This is a genomic window from Nocardia rhizosphaerae (assembly GCF_042650365.1).
In the GTDB taxonomy this organism is placed as follows: Bacteria; Actinomycetota; Actinomycetes; order Mycobacteriales; family Mycobacteriaceae; genus Nocardia; species Nocardia rhizosphaerae.
This window is the reverse complement of the sequence record NZ_JBHSBA010000015.1, coordinates 697566-720193: the sequence shown is the minus strand read 5'-3', so window position 1 is coordinate 720193 and position 22628 is coordinate 697566. Positions and strand designations below refer to the sequence as shown.

Here is a 22628-nt window from a genome sequence, read left to right as displayed (position 1 = left end):
GGCTCCCTACAGGCTCGGCGTCGGCACCGCGTCGGGTGCGTCGGTGGAGGTGTACTCGAAGGTGACATCACCCCAGGTCGCGAGCGCGACCTCGAGGGAACGGCACGACGAAGCGGCCACCCGCAACACCTCGGGGCCCTCCTTCAGCAGGTCGCGGCCCTCGTTGCGCGCCTTGACCATCGCCTCCAGCGCCACCCGGTTCGCTTCGGCGCCCGCCGCGATCCCCAGCGGATGCCCGATGGTGCCGCCACCGAACTGCAGGATCACGTCGTCACCGAACAGATCCAGCAGCTGATGCATCTGCCCCGCGTGGATCCCGCCGGAGGCCACCGGCATCACCCCGGGCAGACTCGCCCAGTCCTGATCGAAGAAGATGCCGTTGCCCGGATCGACGGGAATGCGGTTCTCCCGCAAGGTGTCGTAGAAGCCGCGGGTGGTCGCCGGGTCGCCTTCCAGCTTGCCCACCACGGTGCCCGCGTGCAGATGGTCCACCCCGATCAGGCGACACCACTTGGCCAGCACCCGGAAGCTCACCCCGTGTGTCTTCTGCCGGGTGAACGTCGAATGCCCGGCCCGGTGCAGGTGCAGCAGCACACCGTTGCGGCGCGCCCATTTCGACATCGACTGCATCGCGGTGTATCCGACGGTGAGGTCCATCATGATCACCACCGACCCGAGTTCCTTGGCGAACTCGGCCCGCTCGTACATGTCCTCCATGGATGCGGCGGTGACATTGAGGTAGTGGCCCTTGATCTCGCCGGTTTCGGCCATCGCCCGGTTCACCCCCTCCATCGCGAACAGGTACCGGTCGCGCCAGCGCATGAACGGCTGGGAGTTGATGTTCTCGTCGTCCTTGGTGAAGTCGAGCCCACCCTTGCAGGCCTCGTAGATCACCCGCCCGTAATTGCGGGCCGAGAGCCCGAGTTTCGGTTTCACCGTCGCACCGAGCAGCGGCCTGCCGTATTTGTTCAGATATTCGCGTTCCATCACCGTGCCGTGCGGCGGGCCCTGGAAGGTCTTGACATAGGCCACCGGAATACGCATGTCCTCGAGCCGCAACGCGAGCAGCGGTTTGAATCCGAACACATTACCGATGATCGAGGACGTGAGATTGGTGATCGACCCTTCCTCGAAAAGGTCGAGATCGTAGGCGATGTAGGCGAAGTACTCACCCGGTCTGCCCGGCACCTCGTCGATCCGGTAGCACTTGGCCTGATACTTCGAGTGCGCGGTGAGCCGGTCGGTCCACACGACAGTCCAGGTGGCAGTGGAGGATTCGCCCGCAACGGCGGCCGCGGCCTCGATCGGGTCGACCCCGCGCTGCGGGGTCACCCGGAACACCGCGAGCACGTCGGTCTCCGCCGGCACATAGTCGGGTGCGTAATATCCCATCGACGCGTAGGACTGAACACCCGGATCCCAACGATCCCGTTCGGTTTCTTCCGCCATGGTTCCTCCTGTTGGAATCGGCTGCGCCCCTGGTGAATAACAGGATGCGGGTGGCGACCGCGACAAACAATCTGAATGTTTCTGGGAACGCTCAACCGAAACGTTGAGTTTGCTACCGTCGGGTAATGGGCAGGGTGAGTGCGGGACGGATGGAAACCTTCCTCGCCGTGGCCCGGCTCGGCAGCATCCGGCGGGCCGCCGCGCAACTGCATGTCACCGAGGCGGCGGTGTCGGCCGCGGTCGCCCACGTGGAAAAGCAGCTCGGCGCCAAACTGATCACCCGCTCCGGCCGCGGCATCGTCCTCACCGAGGCGGGCCGCGTCTACGCCGAATACTGCCGCGGCATCCTCGGGTTGATGAAGGAAGCCCACGCCGCGGTCCGCCAGGCCGGGGTGGGCAGGCTGCGGATCGGCGTGGTCGCCACCGCGGGCGAAACGGTGGTGCTCCGCCCGCTCGCCTCGTTCCGTCACCGCTACCCCGCCGTGGAGCTGAGCCTGTCGATCCAGCCGCGGGACGTGCTGTTCCTCGAACTGCAGCACCACGAGACCGATCTGGTGATCGCGGGCCGCCCGCCGCACGCGGCGAACCTGGTCATCCAGGCGCGCCGCCCCAGCACCCTCGTCGTCGTCGGCGCAGGCCAGGACCACGACCCCCGCCACGCCACCTGGCTGCTGCGCGGCACCGGTTCCGGCACCCGCGAGGCCACCTTCGCGCTGCTCGACCGCCTCCGGATCGACCCGCCGACCCTCACCCTCGGTTCCCACGGCGCCGTCATCGCCGCCGCCCGCGAGGGCCTCGGCATCACCCTGATCCACTCCGACGCCGTCGGCGAACACCTCGAATCCGGCGCCCTACGCACCATCGACGTCCCCGGCACCCCCCTGGACCGCGCCTGGCACGCCGTCACCACCCCCACCCCGACCCCCGCGACCCGACTGTTCCTCGCCCACCTCATCGATCCACAGGAAACCGGAACCGACGCCTTCCACGCCGCCATCGGGCCGTAGCGCTCAGCCGCCGCCAGTGCTCCGCGCACCGCCGAATCGCTGTTCGAAGGCCGTGCGATTCGCCGAGACCGGCGCCCGGTCCCACACCGGGAATACCACGTGCTCGAAGGCCGCACCCCACCGGCTCAGCGCCGCGTCGAAGGCCGCGGCCACCTCGGCGGGATCGTTGCCGAACACCCCGCAACCCCACGCGCCGAGCACAATCGCGCGCACGTCGTGGCGGGCTGCCGCCGCGAGCACCCGCTCGGCCCGTTCGGCCAGGATCGCGCGCACGTCGACGGCCGCTGACCGGCGCGCAAGTTCCCCGGCGTTCGGTGCGGGCGAGGTCAGGAACGTCACCGGAAACGGGTCGGCGAGTGCCCCGCGCTCGTCGCGGATCACCGGCACGCCGGGCGAGACGATCACCCGGTGGCTGTAGGCCGGGTCGCTCGAAGTGCGGTGTGCGGCATAGTAGTCCGGCGCCGCGAGGAGGCAGGTGTAGAGCAACGCGCTGCGACACAGGTCTTCCTCCTGCGCTCGCGCGCCCCCGAGGTACCCACCGCCCGGATTCCGCGCCGACGCGAAGTTCAGCACCCCGATCCGCCCGCAGGCCCCGTCCACGGTCAGCCGCCGCGCGGCCGCCACGCTCCCTTCACCGGTCACCGCGATGCGAGGGTTCCCCGCCCCCGGCGCCGGGGCGCGCACGATCCGGTCCAGCTGCGGTGGTGTGTAGGACACTGTGCCGGCTCTGGCGGCGGCCACTGCCGCACCGATCTCGACGGCCACACCGCCTGCGGTCCGGTAGTTTCCGTGCGCGGCGATCTCTTCGTTCACCACGGCCACGTGGCGTCGTTCAGTCTTCATCGTCCATGAAAGTAGATCCGGCAGCCCACCGACGCCATCGGTTTTTGTCGTCAACACAACAACCAAGGATCGCCGCGGCGACCCACCACCGCGCGGCGGGCTCGATTGCCTCGCAGGCCAACTCACCGATCCGGCGAACCTGCCACGCCAGGTGGCCCGGCGGACGTACGATCCGAGCGTGGCCGAATCGAAGGGTTCCACTCCGCTGCGTGTGCTGGTCTACAGCAACGACGCCGACACCAGGCAACAGGTGATCCTGGCGTTGGGGCGTAAGCCGCGCGCCGATCTGCCCGAACTCGATTTCTTCGAGGTCGCCACCGCGCCGGTGGTCATCGAGCAGATGGACGCGGGCGGAGTCGACCTGGCGATCCTGGACGGGGAATCCGCGCCCGTCGGCGGCCTGGGTATCGCCAAGCAGCTCAAGGACGAGATCGACCGGTGCCCGCCGCTGGTGGTGCTCACCGGCAGGCCCGATGACGCCTGGCTGGCGAACTGGTCGCGCGCCGAGGCCGCGGTCTCGCACCCGATCGACCCGATGCAGCTCACCAACGCGGTCGCGGGAATCCTGCTCGCCCGCTGATCGAAGGCCCCGACGGGCATCGTCCTGTTCCCTCGGATAGTCCGCGTCACGCAGATCTGTCTATCACCACTGGTAACACCAGTGGTTCACGGTGCTGCGCCGATCCTGGATTACCCCCGGATCGCTCATGAATCGCGGTACCGAAATCGATCAAAGGGCACCCCGGAAACGGCGGGTGCACCCCGCTGACGGCGGTAGTCTGTGCTCTAGCTCACACGAGCGCGGGTATCGGTATCACGCTCCGTCATCGCTGCACGGCCATGCGCGAGCCCCGTTCGGCGGACAACGATGTCGGCCCGTCTCGCGGCAGCTGCCGTTCGCGGCCGGGCCACTCGGCTCGACCTGCTCCAGCGAGGAGGGGAAGTGCAGTCGTGAATATCGAGGTACCCGCGCTCGTACTCGGCGCTATCGCCGCGGCGTTCGCGGTGTTCTCCGTCGTCATGGCGGCGCTGGTCGGCCCGAAGCGCGCCAACCGGGCCAAACTGGAACCCTACGAATGCGGGATCGAACCGACACCGCACGCCATCGCGGGTGGTCCGGGAAACGCTACGGGACAGCGCTTTCCGGTGAAGTACTACCTCACGGCGATGCTGTTCATCATCTTCGACATCGAGATCGTGTTCCTCTACCCGTGGGCTGTGCACTTCGACGCACTCGGCCTGTTCGGGCTCGCCGCGATGGCGCTGTTCATCGTCAATGTGTCGGTCGCCTACGCCTACGAGTGGCGGCGCGGCGGCCTCAGCTGGGAATGAGTGGGAAATAATGGGTCTCGAAGAGAAACTGCCCAGCGGGTTCCTGCTGAGCACGGTCGAGGATTTCGCCGGCTACCTGCGCAAGGGCTCGCTGTGGCCCGCCACGTTCGGGCTGGCCTGCTGCGCGATCGAGATGATGGCCACCGGCGCCGGACGATTCGACATCGCCCGCTTCGGCATGGAAGCCTTCCGCGCCTCCCCCCGCCAAGCCGATCTGATGATCGTGGCAGGCAGGGTGAGCCAGAAGATGGCCCCGGTGCTGCGCCAGGTCTACGACCAGATGACCGAACCCAAATGGGTACTGGCCATGGGCGTCTGCGCCTCCTCGGGCGGCATGTTCAACAACTACGCGATCGTGCAGGGCGTCGACCACGTCGTGCCCGTCGACATCTACCTGCCCGGCTGCCCGCCACGCCCGGAGATGCTGCTCAACGCGATCCTCGCGCTGCACGCCAAGATCGCCGAGATGCCGCTGGGCGTCAACCGCGAGGAAGCCGTCCGGGCCGCCGAGCAGGCCGCGCTGGCCAGCACCCCGACCATCCGGATGGAGGGCCTGCTGCGATGACCTTCGACGCCCCCGACGACGCCGACAGCCCGGCCGGACAAGGCATTCCCGACGACACCCCGGCACCGTCGAAGCCACCGGCACCTCCCGAGGACGAGGTGATCGGCACCCGCCGCGGCATGTTCGGTGTCAGCGGCACCGGCGACACCTCCGGCTACGGCGGCCTGGTCACCCCGGTCGCCCTGCCCGCGGGCACGCCACCGCCCTACGGCGGCTGGTTCGACGGCTTCGTCGGCACCCTGCGCGCCGCCCTCACCCACCGGGTCATCGCGTTCGACACCGTCATCGAACGCATCGTCGTCTTCCGCGACGAGATCACCGTGCACGTGCGCCGTGAACACCTGCTCGACGTGGCAGGCGCCCTGCGCGACGACTCCTCCCTGCGCTTCGAACTGTGCCTCGGGGTCAACGGCGTGCACTATCCCGACGAAACCGGCCGGGAACTGCACGCGGTGTATCACCTCATGTCGATCACCCACAGCAGGCGGATCCGGGTGGAAGTATCCGCGCCCGACGCCGATCCGCACATCCCCTCGCTGTTCTCGGTGTATCCCACCACCGACTGGCACGAACGCGAGACCTACGACTTCTTCGGCATCGTCTTCGACGGACACCCCTCGCTGACCAGGATCACCATGCCCGACGACTGGCGCGGTCATCCGCAGCGCAAGGACTACCCGCTCGGCGGGATCCCGGTGGAGTACAAGGGCGCGCGGATACCGCCGCCCGACGAGCGGAGGGCCTACAGCTGATGACCGACACCGATTTCCGCCGCGACGAACCGCAGGTCGTCACCGTGGCAGGCCAGGACTGGGACCAGGTCAGCGAGGTCGTCGACGGCGGCGCCGAGGAACGCATCGTCGTCAACATGGGCCCCCAGCACCCCTCCACCCACGGCGTGCTGCGGCTGATCCTCGAGATCGAGGGCGAGACCGTCACCGAAGCCCGCTGCGGCATCGGCTATCTGCACACCGGCATCGAGAAGAACCTCGAATTCCGCACCTGGACCCAGGGTGTCACGTTCGTGACCAGGATGGACTACCTGTCCCCGTTCTTCAACGAGACCGCCTACTGCCTCGGCGTGGAGAAGCTGCTCGACATCACCGAGCAGATCCCCGAGCGGGCGACCGTCGTGCGGGTCATGCTGATGGAACTCAACCGCATCTCCTCGCATCTGGTGGCGCTGGCCACCGGCGGTATGGAGCTGGGCGCGCTCACCCCGATGCTGTTCGGCTTCCGGGAACGCGAACTGATCCTGGACGTGTTCGAGACGATCACCGGCCTGCGGATGAACCACGCGTTCATCCGGCCCGGCGGACTCGCCCAGGACCTGCCCGACGACGCCGTGCCCAAGGTGCGCGAACTGCTCGACATCATGCCGGGCCGGTTGCGTGACATGGAACACCTGCTCAGCGCCAACCCGATCTGGAAGAAGCGCACCCAGGACATCGGCTACCTCGACCTGACCGGGTGCATGGCGCTCGGCATCACCGGCCCGGTCCTGCGCGCCACCGGCCTGCCGCACGACCTGCGCAAGACCGCGCCCTACTGCGGCTACGAGAACTACGAGTTCGACATCCCCACCACCACCGGCTGCGACTGCTTCGGCCGCTACCTCATCCGGGTCGCGGAGATGAAGGAGTCGCTCAAGATCGTCGAACAGTGCCTGGACCGGTTGCGGCCTGGCCCGGTGATGGTCGAGGACAAGAAGATCGCCTGGCCCGCCGATCTGAAACTCGGCCCCGACGGGCTCGGCAATTCGCCCGAGCACATCGGCAAGATCATGGGCACCTCCATGGAATCGCTGATCCACCACTTCAAGCTCGTCACCGAAGGCATGCGGGTACCCGCGGGCCAGGTGTACGTGGCGGTGGAATCGCCGCGCGGCGAACTCGGCGTGCACATGGTCAGCGACGGCAGCACCCGCCCCTACCGGGTGCACTACCGCGACCCCTCGTTCACCAACCTGCAGGCGGTGGCCGCGATGTGTGAGGGCGGCATGGTCGCCGACGTCATCGCCGCGGTCGCCAGCATCGACCCCGTGATGGGCGGAGTGGACCGATGACCAGCGAACAGTCCTCCGGCACAGCGATTCTGCTGCAGCTCACCACCCGGCCGGAACCGTATCCCCCACACGTCCGCTCCCGGCTGGAGGTGGACGCCAAGGACATCGTGGCCAGGTATCCACATCCCCGTTCGGCACTGCTGCCGCTGCTGCATCTGGTGCAGGCCGAAGAGGGATACGTCACCGGCACCGGGATCGATTTCTGCGCCGAACAGGTCGGCCTCACCGCCGCCGAGGTGACCGCCGTGGCCACCTTCTATTCGATGTACCGGCGCACCCCCACCGGCGACTACCACGTCGGGGTGTGCACCAACGCCCTGTGCGCGGTCCTCGGCGGTGACGCCATCTACGCGGCGCTGCAACAACATCTGGGCATCGGGCACGGCGAGACCACCCCCGACGGCGCCATCACCCTCGAACACGTCGAATGCAACGCGGCCTGCGACTACGCGCCGGTGATGATGGTGAACTGGGAGTTCTTCGACAACCAGACGCCCGACTCCGCGCGCGAGATCACCGACGCGCTGCGCGCCGGTCACCGAGTGCGGCCCACCCGCGGCGCGCCGCTGTGCACGTTCCGCGAGACCGCCCGCATCCTCGCCGGTTTCCCCGACGAGCGCCCCGGCGCCAACGACGGCGCGCCGGGCCCGGCCACGCTGGCCGGCCTCGATGCCGCCGCAGCCGAACACGATCCGACCGGCGAGGGGGCCTGAGATGACCACCCTCACGCCCGTCCTCAGTCAGCACTGGGCCACGCCGCGATCGTGGACCCTGGACAGCTACCTCGCCACCGGCGGCTACGAGGGCCTGCGCGCCGCGCTGCGCCTGCCACCCGACGAGGTGATCACCACCGTCAAGGACGCCGGGCTGCGCGGACGCGGCGGCGCCGGCTTCCCCACCGGCATGAAGTGGTCGTTCATCCCGCAGGGCCCCGGCCCCGACGGGACAACGAAACCGCACTATCTCGTCGTCAACGCCGACGAATCCGAACCGGGTACCTGCAAAGACATTCCGTTGATGCTGGCCACCCCGCACACCCTCATCGAAGGCGTAGTGATCGCGGCCTACGCGATCCGCGCGGCCACCGCGTTCATCTACGTGCGCGGCGAGGTCGTCCCGGTGCTGCGCCGGCTACAGGCCGCCGTCGCCGAAGCGTACGCGGCGGGCTATCTGGGCCAGAACATCCTCGGCTCCGGATTCGACCTGGAACTCGTCGTGCACGCCGGGGCCGGTGCCTACATCTGCGGCGAGGAAACCGCCCTGCTCGACTCGCTGGAAGGCAGGCGCGGCCAGCCCCGGCTGCGACCCCCGTTCCCCGCCGTCGCCGGCCTGTACGCGTGCCCGACCGTGGTCAACAATGTGGAGTCCATCGCCAGCGTGCCGTCGATCCTGCGCAACGGCACCGAATGGTTCCGGTCGATGGGCAGCGAGAAATCCCCCGGATTCACCCTGTACTCGCTGTCGGGCCATGTCACCAGACCCGGCCAGTACGAGGCGCCGCTCGGCATCACCCTGCGTGAGCTGCTCGGCTACGCGGGCGGTATCCGGGCCGGTCACACGCTCAAATTCTGGACCCCCGGCGGATCGTCGACCCCCCTCTTCACCGCCGAGCACCTCGATGTCGCGCTCGATTACGAAGGGGTCGCCGCCGCCGGATCCATGTTGGGCACCAAGGCATTACAGATCTTCGACGAGACCACCTGCGTGGTACGGGCGGTGCTGCGCTGGACCGAGTTCTACGCCCACGAATCCTGCGGCAAATGCACTCCGTGCCGGGAGGGCACCTACTGGCTCGTCCAGCTGTTGCACAGGCTCGAAGCCGGTCAGGGCACCGAAGCCGATCTGGACAAGCTCGCCGACATCGCCGACAACATCAACGGCAAATCGTTCTGCGCGCTCGGCGACGGCGCGGCCAGCCCGATCTTCTCCTCGCTGAAGTACTTCCGCGACGAATACCTCGAGCATCAGCGCCGCGGCGGCTGCCCGTTCGATCCGGCCCAGGCCACGGTGTGGGCCACAGGAAAGGGGAACCGATGACCGCGATCGCTCCGGGGAGCAGCAGTGAGGTGACACCCGCCGACCTGGTCACCGTCACCATCGACGACACCACCGTCCAGGTGCCGGTCGGCACCCTGCTCATCCGCGCCGCCGAACTCATCGGCGTCCAGATCCCCCGCTTCTGCGACCATCCACTGCTCGACCCCGTCGGCGCGTGCCGACAGTGCCTGGTGGAGGTGGAAGGGCAGCGAAAGCCCGTCGCCTCCTGCACGATTCCGGTCACCGACGGCATGGTCGTGCGCACCCAAGTCAGCTCGCCAGTCGCCGAGAAGGCGCAACGCGGCGTGATGGAACTACTGCTGATCAACCACCCGCTGGACTGCCCGGTCTGCGACAAGGGCGGCGAATGCCCGCTGCAGAACCAGGCGATGTCGACCGGCAGTGCCGAATCCCGCTTCGACGGGCAGAAACGCACCTACCCGAAACCGATCCCGCTGTCCTCGGCGGTGCTGCTCGACCGGGAACGGTGTGTGCTGTGCGCGCGCTGTACCCGGTTCTCCCAGCAGGTCGCCGGTGACCCCTTCATCGAACTGATGGATCGTGGCGCGCTGCAACAGGTCGGCACCGCCCAGGCCGAACCGCTCGACTCCTACTTCTCCGGCAACACCGTGCAGATCTGCCCCGTCGGCGCGCTCACCGGCACCGCGTACCGGTTCCGGGCCCGCCCGTTCGACCTGGTCTCCACGCCCAGTGTGTGCGAGCACTGCGCCGCGGGCTGCGCCCAGCGCACCGATCATCGACGCGGCAAGGTCCTGCGGCGCCTGGCCGGTGACGACCCACAGGTCAACGAGGAATGGAACTGCGACAAGGGCCGCTGGGCCTTCGCCTACGCCACCGAACGCGACCGGCTCACCACCCCGCTGGTCCGTGGCTGGGACGGTGTTCTCGCCCCGGCCTCGTGGCCGGAAGCGTTCGCCGCCGCCGCCACCGGGTTGCGCGCCGCCATCGGCAATGCCGGTGTCCTCGTCGGCGGCCGGGTCACCGAGGAAGAGGCCTACGCCTACGGCAAGTTCGCGCGGATGGTGCTCGCTACCAACGACATCGACTTCCGCAGCCGGGTGCACTCCGAGGAAGAGGAACGCTTCCTCGCCGCCCGCATCGCCGGTCAGGGCGTGCGGGTCGACTATGCCGCGCTCACCGCCGCCCCCGTGGTGCTGCTGGTGGGCTTCGAGCCCGAAGAGGAATCCCCGATCGTCTACCTCCGGCTGCGCAAGGCCGTCCGGTCGCGCGGGCTGCGGGTCGTGTCGCTGGCGCCGTTCGCCTCGCGCGGCCTCGAACGCCTCTCGGGTGCGCTGATCCAGACCCCGCCGTGCGGAGAAGCCGACGTACTCGACGCCATCGCCGCCGACACCGGCGCCGACGCCACCGAACTGCGGTCGCTGCTGCGGACCCCCGGCGCGGTCATCATGGCCGGTGAACGTCTCGCCGGCAGTCCCGGCGCGCTGTCCGCCGTGGCACGGCTCGCCGACCGCACCGGTGCCGAACTCGCCTGGGTTCCGCGCCGGGCCGGTGAGCGTGGCGCCCTCGAAGCAGGCGCCATGCCGAACCTGCTGCCCGGCGGCAGGCCGGTCGTCGATCCGGCCGCGCGCCAACAGGTCCGGCACCGGTGGCACAGCGGTGAGCTCCCCGTCACCCTCGGCCGTGACACCGCAGGCATCCTCGCCGCCGCCGGGCAACTCGGCGCGCTGGTCATCGGTGGTGTCGATCCAGCCGACCTGCCCGACCCGGCCGCCGCCATCGCCGCCATCGACGCGGCCCGGTTCGTGGTGAGCCTGGAACTGCGCCACAGCGCCGTCACCGAACGCGCCGACGTGGTGTTCCCGGTCGCCTCCGTCATCACCAAGTCCGGCACCTTCCGCACCTGGGAGGGCAGGCCGCGCCCGTTCACCGCGGCACCGCTGGACACCACCCGCCGGGTCGCCGCGCCACTGTCGGACCTGCGCGTCCTGCACGGGCTCGCCGCCGAGCTCGGCGTCCCCATCGACCTGCCCGACCACGCCGCCGCCCGCACCGAACTCGACGCGCTCGGCGCCTGGACCGGCGAACCGATCTCGGCCCCCGAACATTCCAGCCAGACCCGCCCCGTCCCCGGACCCGGCACCGCGGTGCTCGCAGGCTGGCGCATGCTGCTCGACGCGGGCCGCATGCAGGACGGCGAACCCAACCTCGCAGGCATCGCCCGGCCCCCGGTGGTCCGGCTGTCCGCAGCCACCGCCGCCGAGATCGAAGCCGACGAGGCCGACCGGGTCATCGTCGCCACCGACCGCGGCGAGATCACGCTGCCGCTGATGATCACCGACCTGCCCGATCGGGTCGTCTGGCTGCCGCTGCACTCGGTGGGCAGCACCGTCGCCGCCACCCTCGGCGTGACGCCAGGCGCCGTGGTGCGCCTGCGCCGCGCCGACGACAGGATGAAGGAACACCGCCATGAGTGAAACCGTGTTCGGCACCGACCCGCTGTGGCTGGTGGTGCTCAAGGCACTCGGCGTGTTCGTGTACCTGATGCTGGTGCCGCTCATCGCGGTCTACGCCGAACGCAAGGTCGTCGCGTGGATGCAGATGCGCAAGGGCCCCAACCGGGTCGGGCCCGGCGGCATGCTGCAGTCCATCGCCGACGGCGTGAAGATGGCGCTCAAGGAAGACATCGTCCCCGCCATCGTGGACAAGCCGATCTTCGTCATCGCCCCGATCATCTCGGTGATCCCGGCCTTCATGGCGTTCGCGGTGATCCCGATGGGCCCCGAGGTGTCGATCTTCGGCCACACCACCGCCCTGCAGCTCACCGATATGCCGGTCGCGGTGCTCTACATCCTGGCCATCACCTCCATCGGCGTGTACGGCATCGTGCTCGCCGGCTGGTCGTCGGGCTCGACCTATCCGCTGCTGGGTGGTCTGCGCTCGACCGCGCAGGTGATCTCCTACGAGATCGCGATGGCGTTGACCTTCGCCACGGTGTTCCTGCTGTCGGGCACCATGGCCACCTCCGGGATCGTCACCGCCCAGGAGGGCACCTGGTATGTGTTCCTGCTGCTGCCGTCGTTCCTGATCTACTGCGTGGCGATGGTCGGCGAGACCAATCGGGCACCGTTCGACCTGCCCGAGGCCGAAGGCGAACTCGTCGGCGGGTTCCACACCGAGTACTCCTCGCTGAAGTTCGCGATGTTCATGCTCGCCGAATACGTCAACATGGCGACGGTGTCGGCGCTGGCGACCACCCTGTTCCTCGGCGGCTGGCGGGCACCCTTCCCGATCAGCCTGTGGGAAGGCGCCAACTCCGGCTGGTGGCCGCTGCTGTGGTTCACCCTCAAGGTGTGGACGTTCCTGTTCGTGTTCGTCTGGCTGCGCGGCACCCTGCCCCGGCTGCGCTACGACCAGTTCATGAACCTCGGCTGGAAACTGCTCATCCCCGCCTCGCTGGTGTGGGTGATGATCGTGGCCACCGCCCGCGTCCTCGAGATCGAGGGCATCGGCGGCCAGACCGCGATCCTGGTGACCACCGGGGTGATCATCACCGCCGCCATGATCGCGATGTTCCTGCGCTCCGGCCGGTCCAAGGGCCTGCCACCGCTGCCGCCCGAACCCGCGAAATCCGCGGTGTTCCTCGGCTTCCCGGTACCGCCGATGCCGACCCGGCCCTCGGTCGACGACGCCGAGGTCGGGGTGTTCGAGCCGCTGGCCGGTTTCGCCGTGACCGCGGCCACCATGTTCAAAAAGCCCAACACCGAGTCCTACCCCGAGGAGAAGGTGCCGACCGCGCCGCGCTATCACGGCCGCCACCAGCTCAACCGGTACGCCGACGGGCTGGAGAAATGCATCGGCTGCGAACTGTGCGCGTGGGCCTGCCCCGCCGACGCCATCTTCGTCGAGGGCGCCGACAACACCGACGAGGAACGTTTCTCCCCCGGCGAGCGATACGGCCGCGTCTACCAGATCAACTACCTGCGCTGCATCGGCTGTGGTCTGTGCATCGAAGCGTGCCCGACCCGCGCGCTGACCATGACCAACGACTACGAGATGACCGACGACAACCGCGCCGACCTCATCTACGAGAAGGACCGCCTGCTCGCGCCCCTGCAGGACGGGATGGTCGCCCCGCCGCACGCGATGGCACCCGGCACCGACGAGGCCGACTACTACCTGGGCCAGGTCCGCCCCACCACGTCGGAAGAGGTCCTGCGATGACCACCCTGCTCGCCGCCGACATCCCCGCCACCGCCACCGGCGAAGCCGTGCTGTTCTGGGTGCTCGCCCCGATCGCGGTACTCGGCGCGCTCGGCATGGTGACCGCCGCCAAGGCCGTGCATTCCGCACTGTGCCTGGCCGCCACCATGATCGCGCTCGCCGTGTTCTACATCGCCCAGGGCGCCCTGTTCCTCGGCGTCGTGCAGATCGTCGTCTACACCGGCGCGGTGATGATGCTGTTCCTGTTCGTGCTGATGCTCGTCGGCGTCGACTCCGCGGAATCGCTGCGCGAAACGCTGCGCGGCCAGCGCATCGCCGGCGCCGTGGTCGGTGTCGGTTTCGGGTTGCTGCTCATCGGCGGCATCGGCGCGGCTCTCCGCGGCACCGGAACCGGCTATCCCGCCACCGGTTTCGGCGGTCGCGACGTGATAGCCGAGCTGGCCGAACTGATCTTCCTGCGGTACGTGTGGGCGTTCGAACTCACCGGCGCGCTGCTGATCACCGCCACCATCGGCGCGATGGTGCTGGCCCACCGCGAACAGTTCACCCCGCGCCGCGGCCAGCGTGAGCTCTCCCGCGACCGGTTCCGCACCGCCGGAGCAAGGGCCACCCCGCAACCGACCCCGGGCGTGTACGCACGGCACAACGCCGTCGACAGTCCCGCTCAGCTCCCCGACGGCAGCTTCGCCGAACTGTCGGTGAGCACGATCCTGCGCCACCGCCGCACCCGCGCCCACACCGAGGCGGCCGCGCTCTCGGTCGGCGCAAGCAGCGACGTCACCCCGACGGCCGACGAGGAAGGCACCCGGTGAACCCCGAGAACTACCTGTTCCTGTCCGCGCTGTTGTTCACCATCGGCGCCGCGGGAGTGCTGTTGCGCCGCAACGCCATCGTGGTGTTCATGTGTATCGAGCTGATGCTCAACGCGGTGAACCTGGCCTTCGTCACCTTCGCACGGCTGCACAGCAACCTCGACGGCCAGGTGATCGCCTTCTTCACCATGGTCGTCGCCGCCGCCGAGGTCGTGGTCGGCCTGGCCATCATCATGACGATCTTCCGTGCCCGCCGGTCGACCTCGGTCGACGACGCCAACCTGCTGAAGTTCTGACATGGGTACCGCACCGTTGTGGCTGCTGCCCGTCCTCCCGCTCGCGGGCGCGCTCGTCCTGCTCGGGCTCGGCCGGCGCGCCGACCGCTGGGGCGCCTACCTCGGCACCGTCGCCGCGCTGGCATCCTTCGCCGTCGCGGTGGTGGCGTTCGTCGAGATGCTCGGCCGCGCCGACCCCGACCGCGCCGTCCACACCACCCTGTACACCTGGGTGGCCGCCGGTGACCTGCAGGTCGGGTTCGGCCTGCAGCTGGATCAGCTGTCGATCTGTTTCGCGCTGCTCATCACCGGTGTCGGCTCGCTGATCCACCTGTACTCGATCGGCTACATGAGCCACGACCCGGACCGCCGCCGGTTCTTCGCCTACCTCAATCTGTTCCTGGCCGCCATGCTCGTGCTGGTGCTCGCCGACAACTTCCTGGTGCTGTTCCTCGGCTGGGAAGGCGTCGGTCTCGCGTCGTACCTGCTGATCGGCTTCTGGTACGCGAAACCGTCGGCGGCCACCGCGGCCAAGAAGGCGTTCATCGTGAACCGGGTCGGCGACATAGGACTGGCCGTCGCCATGATGACCATGTTCGCCGCGTTCGGTTCCCTCGACTTCCGCACCGTGTTCGGCGCGACACCGGGCGCGAGCGAAGGCACCCTCACCGCCATCGGCCTGCTGCTGTTGCTGGCCGCCTGCGGCAAATCCGCGCAGGTGCCGCTGCAGTCCTGGCTCGGTGACGCCATGGAGGGCCCCACCCCGGTCTCGGCGCTCATCCACGCCGCGACCATGGTCACCGCGGGCGTGTACCTGATCGCGCGCGCCAACCCGATCTACGATCTGGCACCCACCGCGCGGGGCGCGGTGATCGCGGTCGGCGCGGTGACGCTGCTGTTCGGCGCGATCGTCGGCTGCGCCAAGGACGACATCAAGAAGGCGCTGGCAGCGTCGACGATGAGCCAGATCGGCTACATGATCCTGGCCGTCGGTCTCGGCCCGGCCGGATACGCGTTCGCGATCATGCACCTGCTCACCCATGGCTTCTTCAAGGCCGGGCTGTTCCTCGGCGCCGGGTCGGTGATGCACGCGATGAACGACGAAACCGACATGCGCCGCTACGGCGGCCTGCGCACCATGCTGCCGATCACCTTCGTCACCTTCGGGCTCGGCTATCTGGCCATCATCGGGGTGCCGCCGTTCTCCGGGTTCTTCTCCAAGGACAAGATCATCGAGGTCGCCTTCGATCACGGTGGCGCCGTGGGCATTCTGCTCGGCGCGGTGACCCTGCTCGGCGCCGCGCTCACCGCCTTCTACATGACCAGGGTCATGCTGCTCACCTTCTTCGGCGAGCGCCGCTGGCAGCCCGATACCCACCCGCACGAATCTCCCGCGGTGATGACCGGCCCGATGATCCTGCTGGCGTTCGGCTCGGTGTTCGCGGGCGGCATCTTCGTCTGGGGTTCCTCGCTGCAGAACTGGCTCGCACCGGTGGTGGGTTCCCATCACGGCGAACCGGTCGTGCCCGCTGGTGTCGTGACAGCGCTGGCGCTGACCGCGGTCGCCATCGGTGTCGCGGTCGCCTACCGCAAGTACGCCGAGAGCCCGGTCCCCGAGACGGCGCCGGAACAGGTCACGGTGTTCACCACGGCCGCGCGCAAGGACCTCTACGGCGACGCGATCAACGAGGCCGCCTTCGAACGGCCCGGCCGGTATCTCACCCGCGCCCTGGTGTTCCTCGACGCGCGCGGCGTCGACGGCATCGTCAACGGTACCGCCGCCGGAATCGGCGGACTGTCCGCCCGCGTCCGGCGGGTCCAGACCGGGTTCGTCCGGTCGTATGCCCTGTCCATGTTCACCGGCGCGGCCCTGGTGGCCGCTGCCCTGCTGGCGGTGAGGTTCTGGTGAACTCGTTTCCCTGGCTGACAACACTCTGGCTCGCCCCCGCGGTCGGCGCGGTCGCGGTCCTCGCCGTTCCCGCCGCCCGCAAGAACGTGGCGCGCGTGCTGGCGCTGGTCGTGTCGATCGGTGTGCTCGCGCTCGCGGTCTGGCTGGCGGTGCGGTTCCAGCCGGGCGGCGACCAGTATCAGTTCGTCGAAGCGCACGAATGGATCCCGGCGTTCGGCGTCGGCTACACCCTCGGCCTCGACGGCATCGCCACCGCGCTGGTCCTGCTCACGACGGCGCTGCTGCCGCTGCTGATCCTGGCGGGCTGGCACGACGACCGGGCCGCGGGCGACGGCCGCAAGACCGCCCACATCTATCTGGCGCTGATGCTGCTGGTCGAGTCGATGGTGCTGATCTCGTTCCTGGCGCTGGACATCCTGCTGTTCTACATCTTCTTCGAAGCGATGCTCATCCCGATGTACTTCCTCATCGGCGGCTTCGGGCCACGCACCGGCGACGCCGCCGTGCGCGCGCAACGGTCACGGGCGGCGGTGAAGTTCCTGCTGTACAACCTGTTCGGCGGCCTGATCATGCTGGCCGCGGTGATCGGGCTGTACGTGCTCACCGCGCAGGCGGGCCTCGGTGCGGGCTCGGCGGGCACCTTCGATCTGCGCATCGTGGTCGCCGCGGCCAACAACGGCGAGCTCGGCGGCAGCACCGCGCTGGTGAACGCCCTGTTCCTCGGATTCCTGTTCGCGTTCGCGGTGAAGGCGCCGCTGTGGCCGCTGCACACCTGGCTGCCCGACGCGGCGGTCTCGGCGACACCGTCGAGCGCGGTGCTGATGATGGCGGTGGTCGACAAGGTCGGCACATTCGGCATGCTGCGCTACTGTCTGCTGCTGTTCCCGCTGGCCTCGGACACCTTCGCGCCGTTGGTGATCACCCTCGCCGTGATCGGCATCGTCTACGGCGCCCTGCTGGCCATCGGCCAGACCGACGTGATGCGGCTGATCGCCTACACCTCCATCTCGCACTTCGGGTTCATCATCCTCGGCATCTTCGCGATGACCTCCCAGGCCCAGTCCGGTGCCACGCTGTACATGGTCAATCACGGATTGTCCACGGCCGCACTGTTCCTCATCGCGGGGTTCCTGGTCTCCCGGCGCGGCACCAGGATGATCGCCGACTACGGCGGCGTGCAGAAGGTCGCCCCCGTGCTGGCGGGCACGTTCCTCATCGCTGGTCTGGCGACCCTGTCGCTGCCAGGGCTGGCGCCGTTCGTCAGCGAATTCCTCGTCCTGGTCGGCACCTTCGGCAAATACCAGGTGGCCGCGGTCGTCGCCACCGGTGCGCTGGTGCTCGCGGCGATCTATGTGCTGTGGATGTACCAGCGGATGATGACCGGCCCGCTGAAGCAGGGCAACGAGAACCTGCGCGACCTGTTCCCCAGGGAACTCGCCGTGGTCGTGCCGTTGCTGATCGCCCTCGTGGTGCTCGGTCTCTACCCGAAACCGGTCCTGGACATGGTCGATCCGGCGGTGGGTCACACCCTGTCGACGATCGGTAAGCGCGATCCCGCTCCCACGGTCCCGGCACCCGAAGCCGGTGCGGCCACCTCGCCCGAGGGCGAACACGAATGAGGACGGACACCGTGATCAGCAACGACCTCGCGGCTACCCTGCCCGCACCCAGCATCGAATACCACGTGCTCGCCCCGATGTTGATCGTGTTCGCGGTCGGTGTCGTCGGCGTGCTCGTCGAGGCGTTCGTGCCACGACCTTCTCGCTATCTCACCCAACTGGTGCTCGGACTCGGCGGGGTGTTCGCCGCGTTGATCGCGGTGGTGCTGCTCGCCGGTACCGAAGGCACCGCCGTGGCCGGTGCGGTGGCGATCGACGGGGTGACCCTGTTCCTGCAGGGCACGATCCTGGTGGTGTCGCTGCTCGGGCTGCTGCTGATCGGCGAGCGCGGCGCGGTGCCGCGGACGCGCAGCGGACCAGGCACCTGGAGCAGGGCCGCCGCGATGCTCGACCGTGGCGTCGACGCGTTCACCCCGCAGGCGTCGGCGGTGCCGGGCAGCGCGCACGAGCTGGCCGCCGTCCGGGCGGGCGTGTCGACCACCGAGGTGTTCCCGCTGACCATGCTGGCGGTGGGCGGTCTGCTGTTGTTCCCCGCGGCGAACGATCTGCTGACGATGTTCGTCGCCCTGGAAGTGCTGTCGCTGCCGCTGTATCTGCTGTGCGGGCTCGCCCGGCGCAGGCGGCTGCTCTCGCAGGAGGCGGCGCTGAAGTACTTCCTGCTCGGCGCGTTCTCCTCGGCGTTCTTCCTCTACGGTGTCGCCCTGCTGTACGGGCAGACCGGCACGGTCTCGCTGCCCGGCATCGGTGCGGCGCTGGCCGCCGACCCCGACGACGCCACGCTCGCGCTACTCGGCATCGCGATGCTCGCGGTCGGGCTGCTGTTCAAGATCGGCGCGGTGCCGTTCCAGGCATGGGTGCCCGATGTGTATCAAGGTGCGCCGACACCGATCACCGCGTTCATGTCGGCCGCCACCAAGATCGCGGCCGTCGGCGCGACCATGCGGGTGCTGATGGTGGGCACCGGTGCGCTGAGCGGGGATTGGCGACCGGTGCTGGCCGCGGTCGCGGTGGCGACGATGGTGGTCGGCGCCGTCATGGCGATCACGCAGACCGATGTGAAGCGGATGCTGGCCTACTCCTCGATCGCGCACGCCGGGTTCCTGCTCGTCGGTATGACAGCGGCCGACGACGCCGGAGTAGCGGCGGTGCTGTTCTACCTGCTCGCCTACGGTCTCGGCACGGTCGGCGCGTTCGCGGTGGTGAGCCTGGTGCGGGACTCCTCCGGCGACGAAGCGACCTCACTGTCCCAGTGGGCCGGACTCGGCCGCCGATCCCCGTGGCTGGCTTCGGTATTCGCGCTGCTGCTGCTCTCGTTCGCCGGGTTGCCGCTCACCAGCGGCTTCGTCAGCAAGTTCGCGGTGTTCGCCGCGGCGTCCGGCACCGGGTACACACCGCTGGTCGTGATCGGTGTGGTGTGCAGCGCGATCGCCGCGTTCTTCTATGTGCGGGTGATCGTGCTGATGTTCTTCACCGAGCCGCCCGCCGGCGCCCCGACCGTCACCGCGCCGTTCGCCACCACGCTGGTGGTGGCGTTCACCGCGGGCGCCACCGTCCTGCTCGGCGTGTTCCCGCAGCCGCTCCTCGACCTGGCCGAGCACGCGGCCACGTTCCTGCGCTGACCATGGCCACCGATCCGCTCCCCGACCGGCCCCCGACCAGCCATGAACGGCAGTCGGGCCGGTCGTGGGACGCGTCCTACCAGGACGGGCCGGCACCGTGGGATATCGGTGCGCCACAACCAGCGGTGCGGCGGCTCGCCGCGGCGGGCGGGTTCGCCGCGCCGATCCTCGACGCGGGTTGCGGCACCGGCGAGAACGCGCTGTTCCTCGCCTCGCTCGGGCTGCCCGTGTTCGGGGTGGACGTGGCCGAAACCGCGGTGCGGGCCGCCGCGCTCACCGCCTCCGACCGCGGCCTCGACGCCACCTTCGCCGTCGCCGACGCCCTGCACCTGGAACGGCTCGACCGCCGCTTCCTGACCGTGCTGGACTGCGGACTTTTCCATACGTTCGACACCGCCGAACGCCACGCCTACGTGAGCAGCCTGGCCGCCGCCACCGAACCGGGCGGCACCCTCCACATCCTCTGCTTCAGCGACCTCGCCGCGACCCCGGGCCCGCACCCGGTCAGCCGCGCGGCCCTCGCCGAACCCTTCGACACCGACCCCCGCTGGCAGGTCGTGAGCATCCACCCGGACACCCTGCGCACCCGATTCAGCGACGCCTCCGCCGCCTGGCTGGCCACCATCCACCGGCTTGCGCCGGACACCGACTGAGCTGACGGAACACTCCCTCGGTGCTGCGCTCGCCGAGCCGGGACACACCGGAACTCATGGGCGGCCGGGCGGATCGATCGGCTCTGCTCGGTCGCCGAACAGGAAGTCGCGGAAGGCTTGCAGGTACTCGTCCAGTTGCCGCTGATCGGCGAACCTGATCCCGGTCGGGTCGAACCAGTCGTCCGGCGTCGGGCGCCACGCGATCATGAAGTCGAGCGCATCGCGCACCATGTCACCGAGGGTCGGATCCTTGCCGTAGGCGGTGCGCATCTGCTGGACCCGCAGCCTGAATCCGCCGACATACGTGGCGCTATGGCTATCCATCAGTGGCCAACGCAGCCCACGGATATACGGAATCTCGTCCCACCATGTGTGCTCGGCACGCGAGTTCGCGCCGCCCCTGGCTCCGGGTAGATCCGCGACCGGTGCCGGGTAACGGGAAGGCGCGGCCCGTCGGTCGATGCTGCGGGTCGGCCCGGTTTCCAGGTTCACGGGTGGGTACCACACCCCGCGCCACACCGGCACTCCGAGACCGAGGTTCACTGGTAGTGGCTCGGCCAGTGAGATGTCGGCCGTAACCCGGCGCACGGGTGGCAGCGGTCCGATGCGGAACAACTCCGCCACCATCGACAGACAATCCGGCACGTCGAATCCGGTCACGCCGACGCCGTGCCAGAGCCGGGCATCGGAGTCGTGCTGTATGTCGAATTCGATCCAGTACCGCCGCGGCATCGTCATCGGCGAACTTCCTTTCGCCCGCGTCGGTATCGACCGGTGTGAGTACACGCTCGACGCGTGCACGGACCGGCGCCGCGTCGGCGGTCAGGATACGCCGTCGACCCGCACCAGCACCATCGGAAGACTGTCGACGGGCTTACCGGTGGCCGCTTCGATGGTGCCGCGCAACTTGTCCCATGCGGCCGGATGGCTGCGGATGTAGTGCTCGAGCGCGATCGCCGATTCGCCTTCGGTCATCGGGGTGGCGGTCGCTGCGGCATTGCGCAGCCGGCCGGTAGAGATCCGGACGTGCGGATCGGCGCGGACGTTGCGGTACCACTGGGCCGTGGTGCCGAAGCCGGACACCAGCACATACTCGCCCGTGGCGGGCCGGTCGACGACCTCGAGGACGACATAGCGCGGTTGCCCGCTCCGGCGCCCGATGTGCCGCAGCATCAGCAGACGCGATCCGAACACGAACCCCAACCCGGCGCGATAGATCCAGATCGGCGCGCGGACCATCCATCGGGTGCGCAGGATGCGGGCACCCAGCTTGGCCCCGAGACTGTCTGGATCCATGGCGTTCTCCTCTCGCCGGTGGTGCGCTGCGCCCCTGTCGACAGGCCGCGTCCAGCCACCGTAACGTCGACAGGAGAAGTCCGGGGATTCAGGGGGTTCGGGCATGTCGGTGGTTCCCGAATGGGCGAGACAGTGCGGCTACGGTGTCCGCCTGGAGTGGGGGCGCACGGGTGCGGAGGTGCTCGGCCCCGGCTGCGCCGCCGTGGTCGTCGTCGATGTGCTCTCGTTCTCGACCGCGGTCTCGGTGGCAGTCGATGCGGGTACGCAGGTGCTGCCGTACCGGTGGCGCGACGCCACCGCCGCAGCCTTCGCCGCCGCCGAGGACGCCGAACTGGCCGTCGGCCGCAGCGCAGTCACCGCCGACCGGCCCTGGTCGTTGTCACCGGCAGTGTTGCGCCGCGCACCCGGTCCCCCTCGGCTGGTGCTGCCGTCCCCGAACGGCTCGGCCATCGCGTCCGCGGTCGCGGGCACACCGGTGATCGCGGGCTGCCTGCGCAACGCGACGGCGGTGGCACGCTGGATCGTCCAGCGGGGCTGGGCGACTGCCGAGAAACCGATCGCCGTCATTCCGGCCGGGGAACATTGGCCCGGCGGGGAGGGGATCCGCCCCGCGATCGAGGACTGGCTCGGTGCGGGCGCCGTTGTCGCCGCGCTCACCACGCTCGGCGCGGGCCCGTGTTCGCCCGAGGCCGAGTCCGCGGCCGCCACCTACGACGGCGCCGACGTAGGTGCGATCATCGCCGAGTGCGCATCGGCGCGCGAACTCCGCGCCGCCGGGTTCGCCGAGGACGTCGCGATCGCCGTCGAACTCGCATCCAGCACCGCCGTCCCGGTCCTGCGCCACCGAGCCTTCCGCGACGAGTCCTGAAACCCGGCCCAGCGGGGGCGGTTCCGTCAGTATGGTTCGTGGTTCTGCTCGTGACCGCCATCGGCTCCTTCGCCCC

Annotated in this window: 21 protein-coding genes; 17 read left to right on the top strand and 4 right to left on the bottom strand. The window is 69.1% G+C overall.

Annotated elements, in window-relative coordinates; translation table 11 throughout:
• Positions 1-6: 6 nt before the first annotated feature.
• Entirely contained in the window at positions 7-1449 is a 1443-nt protein-coding gene (locus ACFOW8_RS25555) for a form I ribulose bisphosphate carboxylase large subunit (protein WP_378554041.1), read from the bottom strand.
• Positions 1450-1574: 125 nt separating this feature from the next.
• Between ACFOW8_RS25555 and ACFOW8_RS25550 the strand changes: the two genes are divergently transcribed.
• Positions 1575-2456: a LysR family transcriptional regulator gene (locus ACFOW8_RS25550; protein ID WP_378554039.1), complete on the top strand. Its 882-nt coding sequence runs from the start codon at positions 1575-1577 to the stop codon at positions 2454-2456.
• A 3-nt stretch (positions 2457-2459) separates the two neighbouring features.
• Here ACFOW8_RS25550 and ACFOW8_RS25545 read toward each other — a convergent pair whose 3' ends face one another.
• Positions 2460-3299 (bottom strand): TIGR02452 family protein, encoded by an 840-nt coding sequence (locus ACFOW8_RS25545; protein WP_378554038.1) that lies wholly within the window; start codon positions 3297-3299, stop codon positions 2460-2462.
• Between the two features lie 178 nt (positions 3300-3477).
• On the opposite strand from ACFOW8_RS25545, the gene ACFOW8_RS25540 reads away from it, so the two are divergent.
• The 15 genes from ACFOW8_RS25540 (at position 3478) to ACFOW8_RS25470 (ending at position 20388) form a co-directional block, all read left to right on the top strand.
• A complete protein-coding gene (locus ACFOW8_RS25540) occupies positions 3478-3879 on the top strand; it encodes an Rv3143 family two-component system response regulator (protein ID WP_378554037.1) in 402 nt (133 codons plus the stop codon).
• Between the two features lie 371 nt (positions 3880-4250).
• Entirely contained in the window at positions 4251-4631 is a 381-nt protein-coding gene (locus ACFOW8_RS25535; protein WP_378554035.1) for an NADH-quinone oxidoreductase subunit A, read from the top strand.
• Between the two features lie 10 nt (positions 4632-4641).
• Entirely contained in the window at positions 4642-5196 is a 555-nt protein-coding gene (locus ACFOW8_RS25530) for a NuoB/complex I 20 kDa subunit family protein (protein WP_378554034.1), read from the top strand.
• Positions 5193-5948 carry an NADH-quinone oxidoreductase subunit C gene (locus ACFOW8_RS25525; RefSeq protein ID WP_378554032.1) on the top strand — a complete coding sequence of 252 codons (756 nt, stop codon included), beginning with the start codon at positions 5193-5195 and terminating at the stop codon, positions 5946-5948. Before ACFOW8_RS25530 ends, ACFOW8_RS25525 begins: the two co-directional genes overlap by 4 nt.
• Positions 5948-7261: an NADH dehydrogenase (quinone) subunit D gene (nuoD, locus tag ACFOW8_RS25520; RefSeq protein ID WP_378554031.1), complete on the top strand. Its 1314-nt coding sequence runs from the start codon at positions 5948-5950 to the stop codon at positions 7259-7261. Before ACFOW8_RS25525 ends, nuoD begins: the two co-directional genes overlap by 1 nt.
• Positions 7258-7974, top strand: coding sequence for an NADH-quinone oxidoreductase subunit NuoE (gene nuoE / locus ACFOW8_RS25515; protein ID WP_378554030.1), 717 nt, complete (start codon positions 7258-7260; stop codon positions 7972-7974). The genes nuoD and nuoE overlap by 4 nt, the downstream gene beginning before the upstream one ends.
• 1 nt (position 7975) lies before the next feature.
• Complete coding sequence (gene nuoF / locus ACFOW8_RS25510; RefSeq protein ID WP_378554029.1) at positions 7976-9298, top strand: NADH-quinone oxidoreductase subunit NuoF; 1323 nt, start codon at positions 7976-7978, stop codon at positions 9296-9298.
• The gene (locus tag ACFOW8_RS25505) at positions 9295-11754 is read left to right on the top strand and encodes an NADH-quinone oxidoreductase subunit G (RefSeq protein ID WP_378554028.1); all 2460 of its coding nucleotides are present in this window, start codon (positions 9295-9297) and stop codon (positions 11752-11754) included. Before nuoF ends, ACFOW8_RS25505 begins: the two co-directional genes overlap by 4 nt.
• Complete coding sequence (gene nuoH / locus ACFOW8_RS25500) at positions 11747-13501, top strand: NADH-quinone oxidoreductase subunit NuoH (RefSeq protein ID WP_378554027.1); 1755 nt, start codon at positions 11747-11749, stop codon at positions 13499-13501. Before ACFOW8_RS25505 ends, nuoH begins: the two co-directional genes overlap by 8 nt.
• On the top strand, positions 13498-14313 hold the full coding sequence (locus ACFOW8_RS25495; RefSeq protein ID WP_378554026.1) for an NADH-quinone oxidoreductase subunit J: 816 nt from the start codon (positions 13498-13500) through the stop codon (positions 14311-14313). Before nuoH ends, ACFOW8_RS25495 begins: the two co-directional genes overlap by 4 nt.
• Positions 14310-14609: an NADH-quinone oxidoreductase subunit NuoK gene (nuoK, locus tag ACFOW8_RS25490; RefSeq protein ID WP_110039915.1), complete on the top strand. Its 300-nt coding sequence runs from the start codon at positions 14310-14312 to the stop codon at positions 14607-14609. Before ACFOW8_RS25495 ends, nuoK begins: the two co-directional genes overlap by 4 nt.
• Before the next feature lies 1 nt (position 14610).
• A complete protein-coding gene (gene nuoL, locus ACFOW8_RS25485; RefSeq protein WP_378554024.1) occupies positions 14611-16497 on the top strand; it encodes an NADH-quinone oxidoreductase subunit L in 1887 nt (628 codons plus the stop codon).
• A complete protein-coding gene (locus tag ACFOW8_RS25480) occupies positions 16494-18116 on the top strand; it encodes an NADH-quinone oxidoreductase subunit M (RefSeq protein WP_378554023.1) in 1623 nt (540 codons plus the stop codon). The genes nuoL and ACFOW8_RS25480 overlap by 4 nt, the downstream gene beginning before the upstream one ends.
• The gene (nuoN, locus tag ACFOW8_RS25475) at positions 18113-19735 is read left to right on the top strand and encodes an NADH-quinone oxidoreductase subunit NuoN (protein WP_378554022.1); all 1623 of its coding nucleotides are present in this window, start codon (positions 18113-18115) and stop codon (positions 19733-19735) included. The genes ACFOW8_RS25480 and nuoN overlap by 4 nt, the downstream gene beginning before the upstream one ends.
• A gap of 2 nt (positions 19736-19737) precedes the next feature.
• Positions 19738-20388, top strand: a complete 651-nt coding sequence (locus tag ACFOW8_RS25470) for a class I SAM-dependent methyltransferase (protein ID WP_378554021.1) — start codon at positions 19738-19740, stop codon at positions 20386-20388.
• 54 nt (positions 20389-20442) lie between these two features.
• On the opposite strand, the gene ACFOW8_RS25465 is transcribed toward ACFOW8_RS25470, so the two are convergent.
• Together ACFOW8_RS25465 and ACFOW8_RS25460 are read right to left on the bottom strand one after the other, a co-directional pair.
• Positions 20443-21126 carry a hypothetical protein gene (locus tag ACFOW8_RS25465; RefSeq protein ID WP_378554020.1) on the bottom strand — a complete coding sequence of 228 codons (684 nt, stop codon included), beginning with the start codon at positions 21124-21126 and terminating at the stop codon, positions 20443-20445.
• Positions 21127-21210: 84 nt separating this feature from the next.
• The gene (locus tag ACFOW8_RS25460; protein ID WP_378554019.1) at positions 21211-21684 is read right to left on the bottom strand and encodes a nitroreductase family deazaflavin-dependent oxidoreductase; all 474 of its coding nucleotides are present in this window, start codon (positions 21682-21684) and stop codon (positions 21211-21213) included.
• Positions 21685-21787: 103 nt separating this feature from the next.
• On the opposite strand from ACFOW8_RS25460, the gene ACFOW8_RS25455 reads away from it, so the two are divergent.
• Positions 21788-22552, top strand: a complete 765-nt coding sequence (locus ACFOW8_RS25455; protein ID WP_378554018.1) for a 2-phosphosulfolactate phosphatase — start codon at positions 21788-21790, stop codon at positions 22550-22552.
• Positions 22553-22628: the final 76 nt, after the last annotated feature.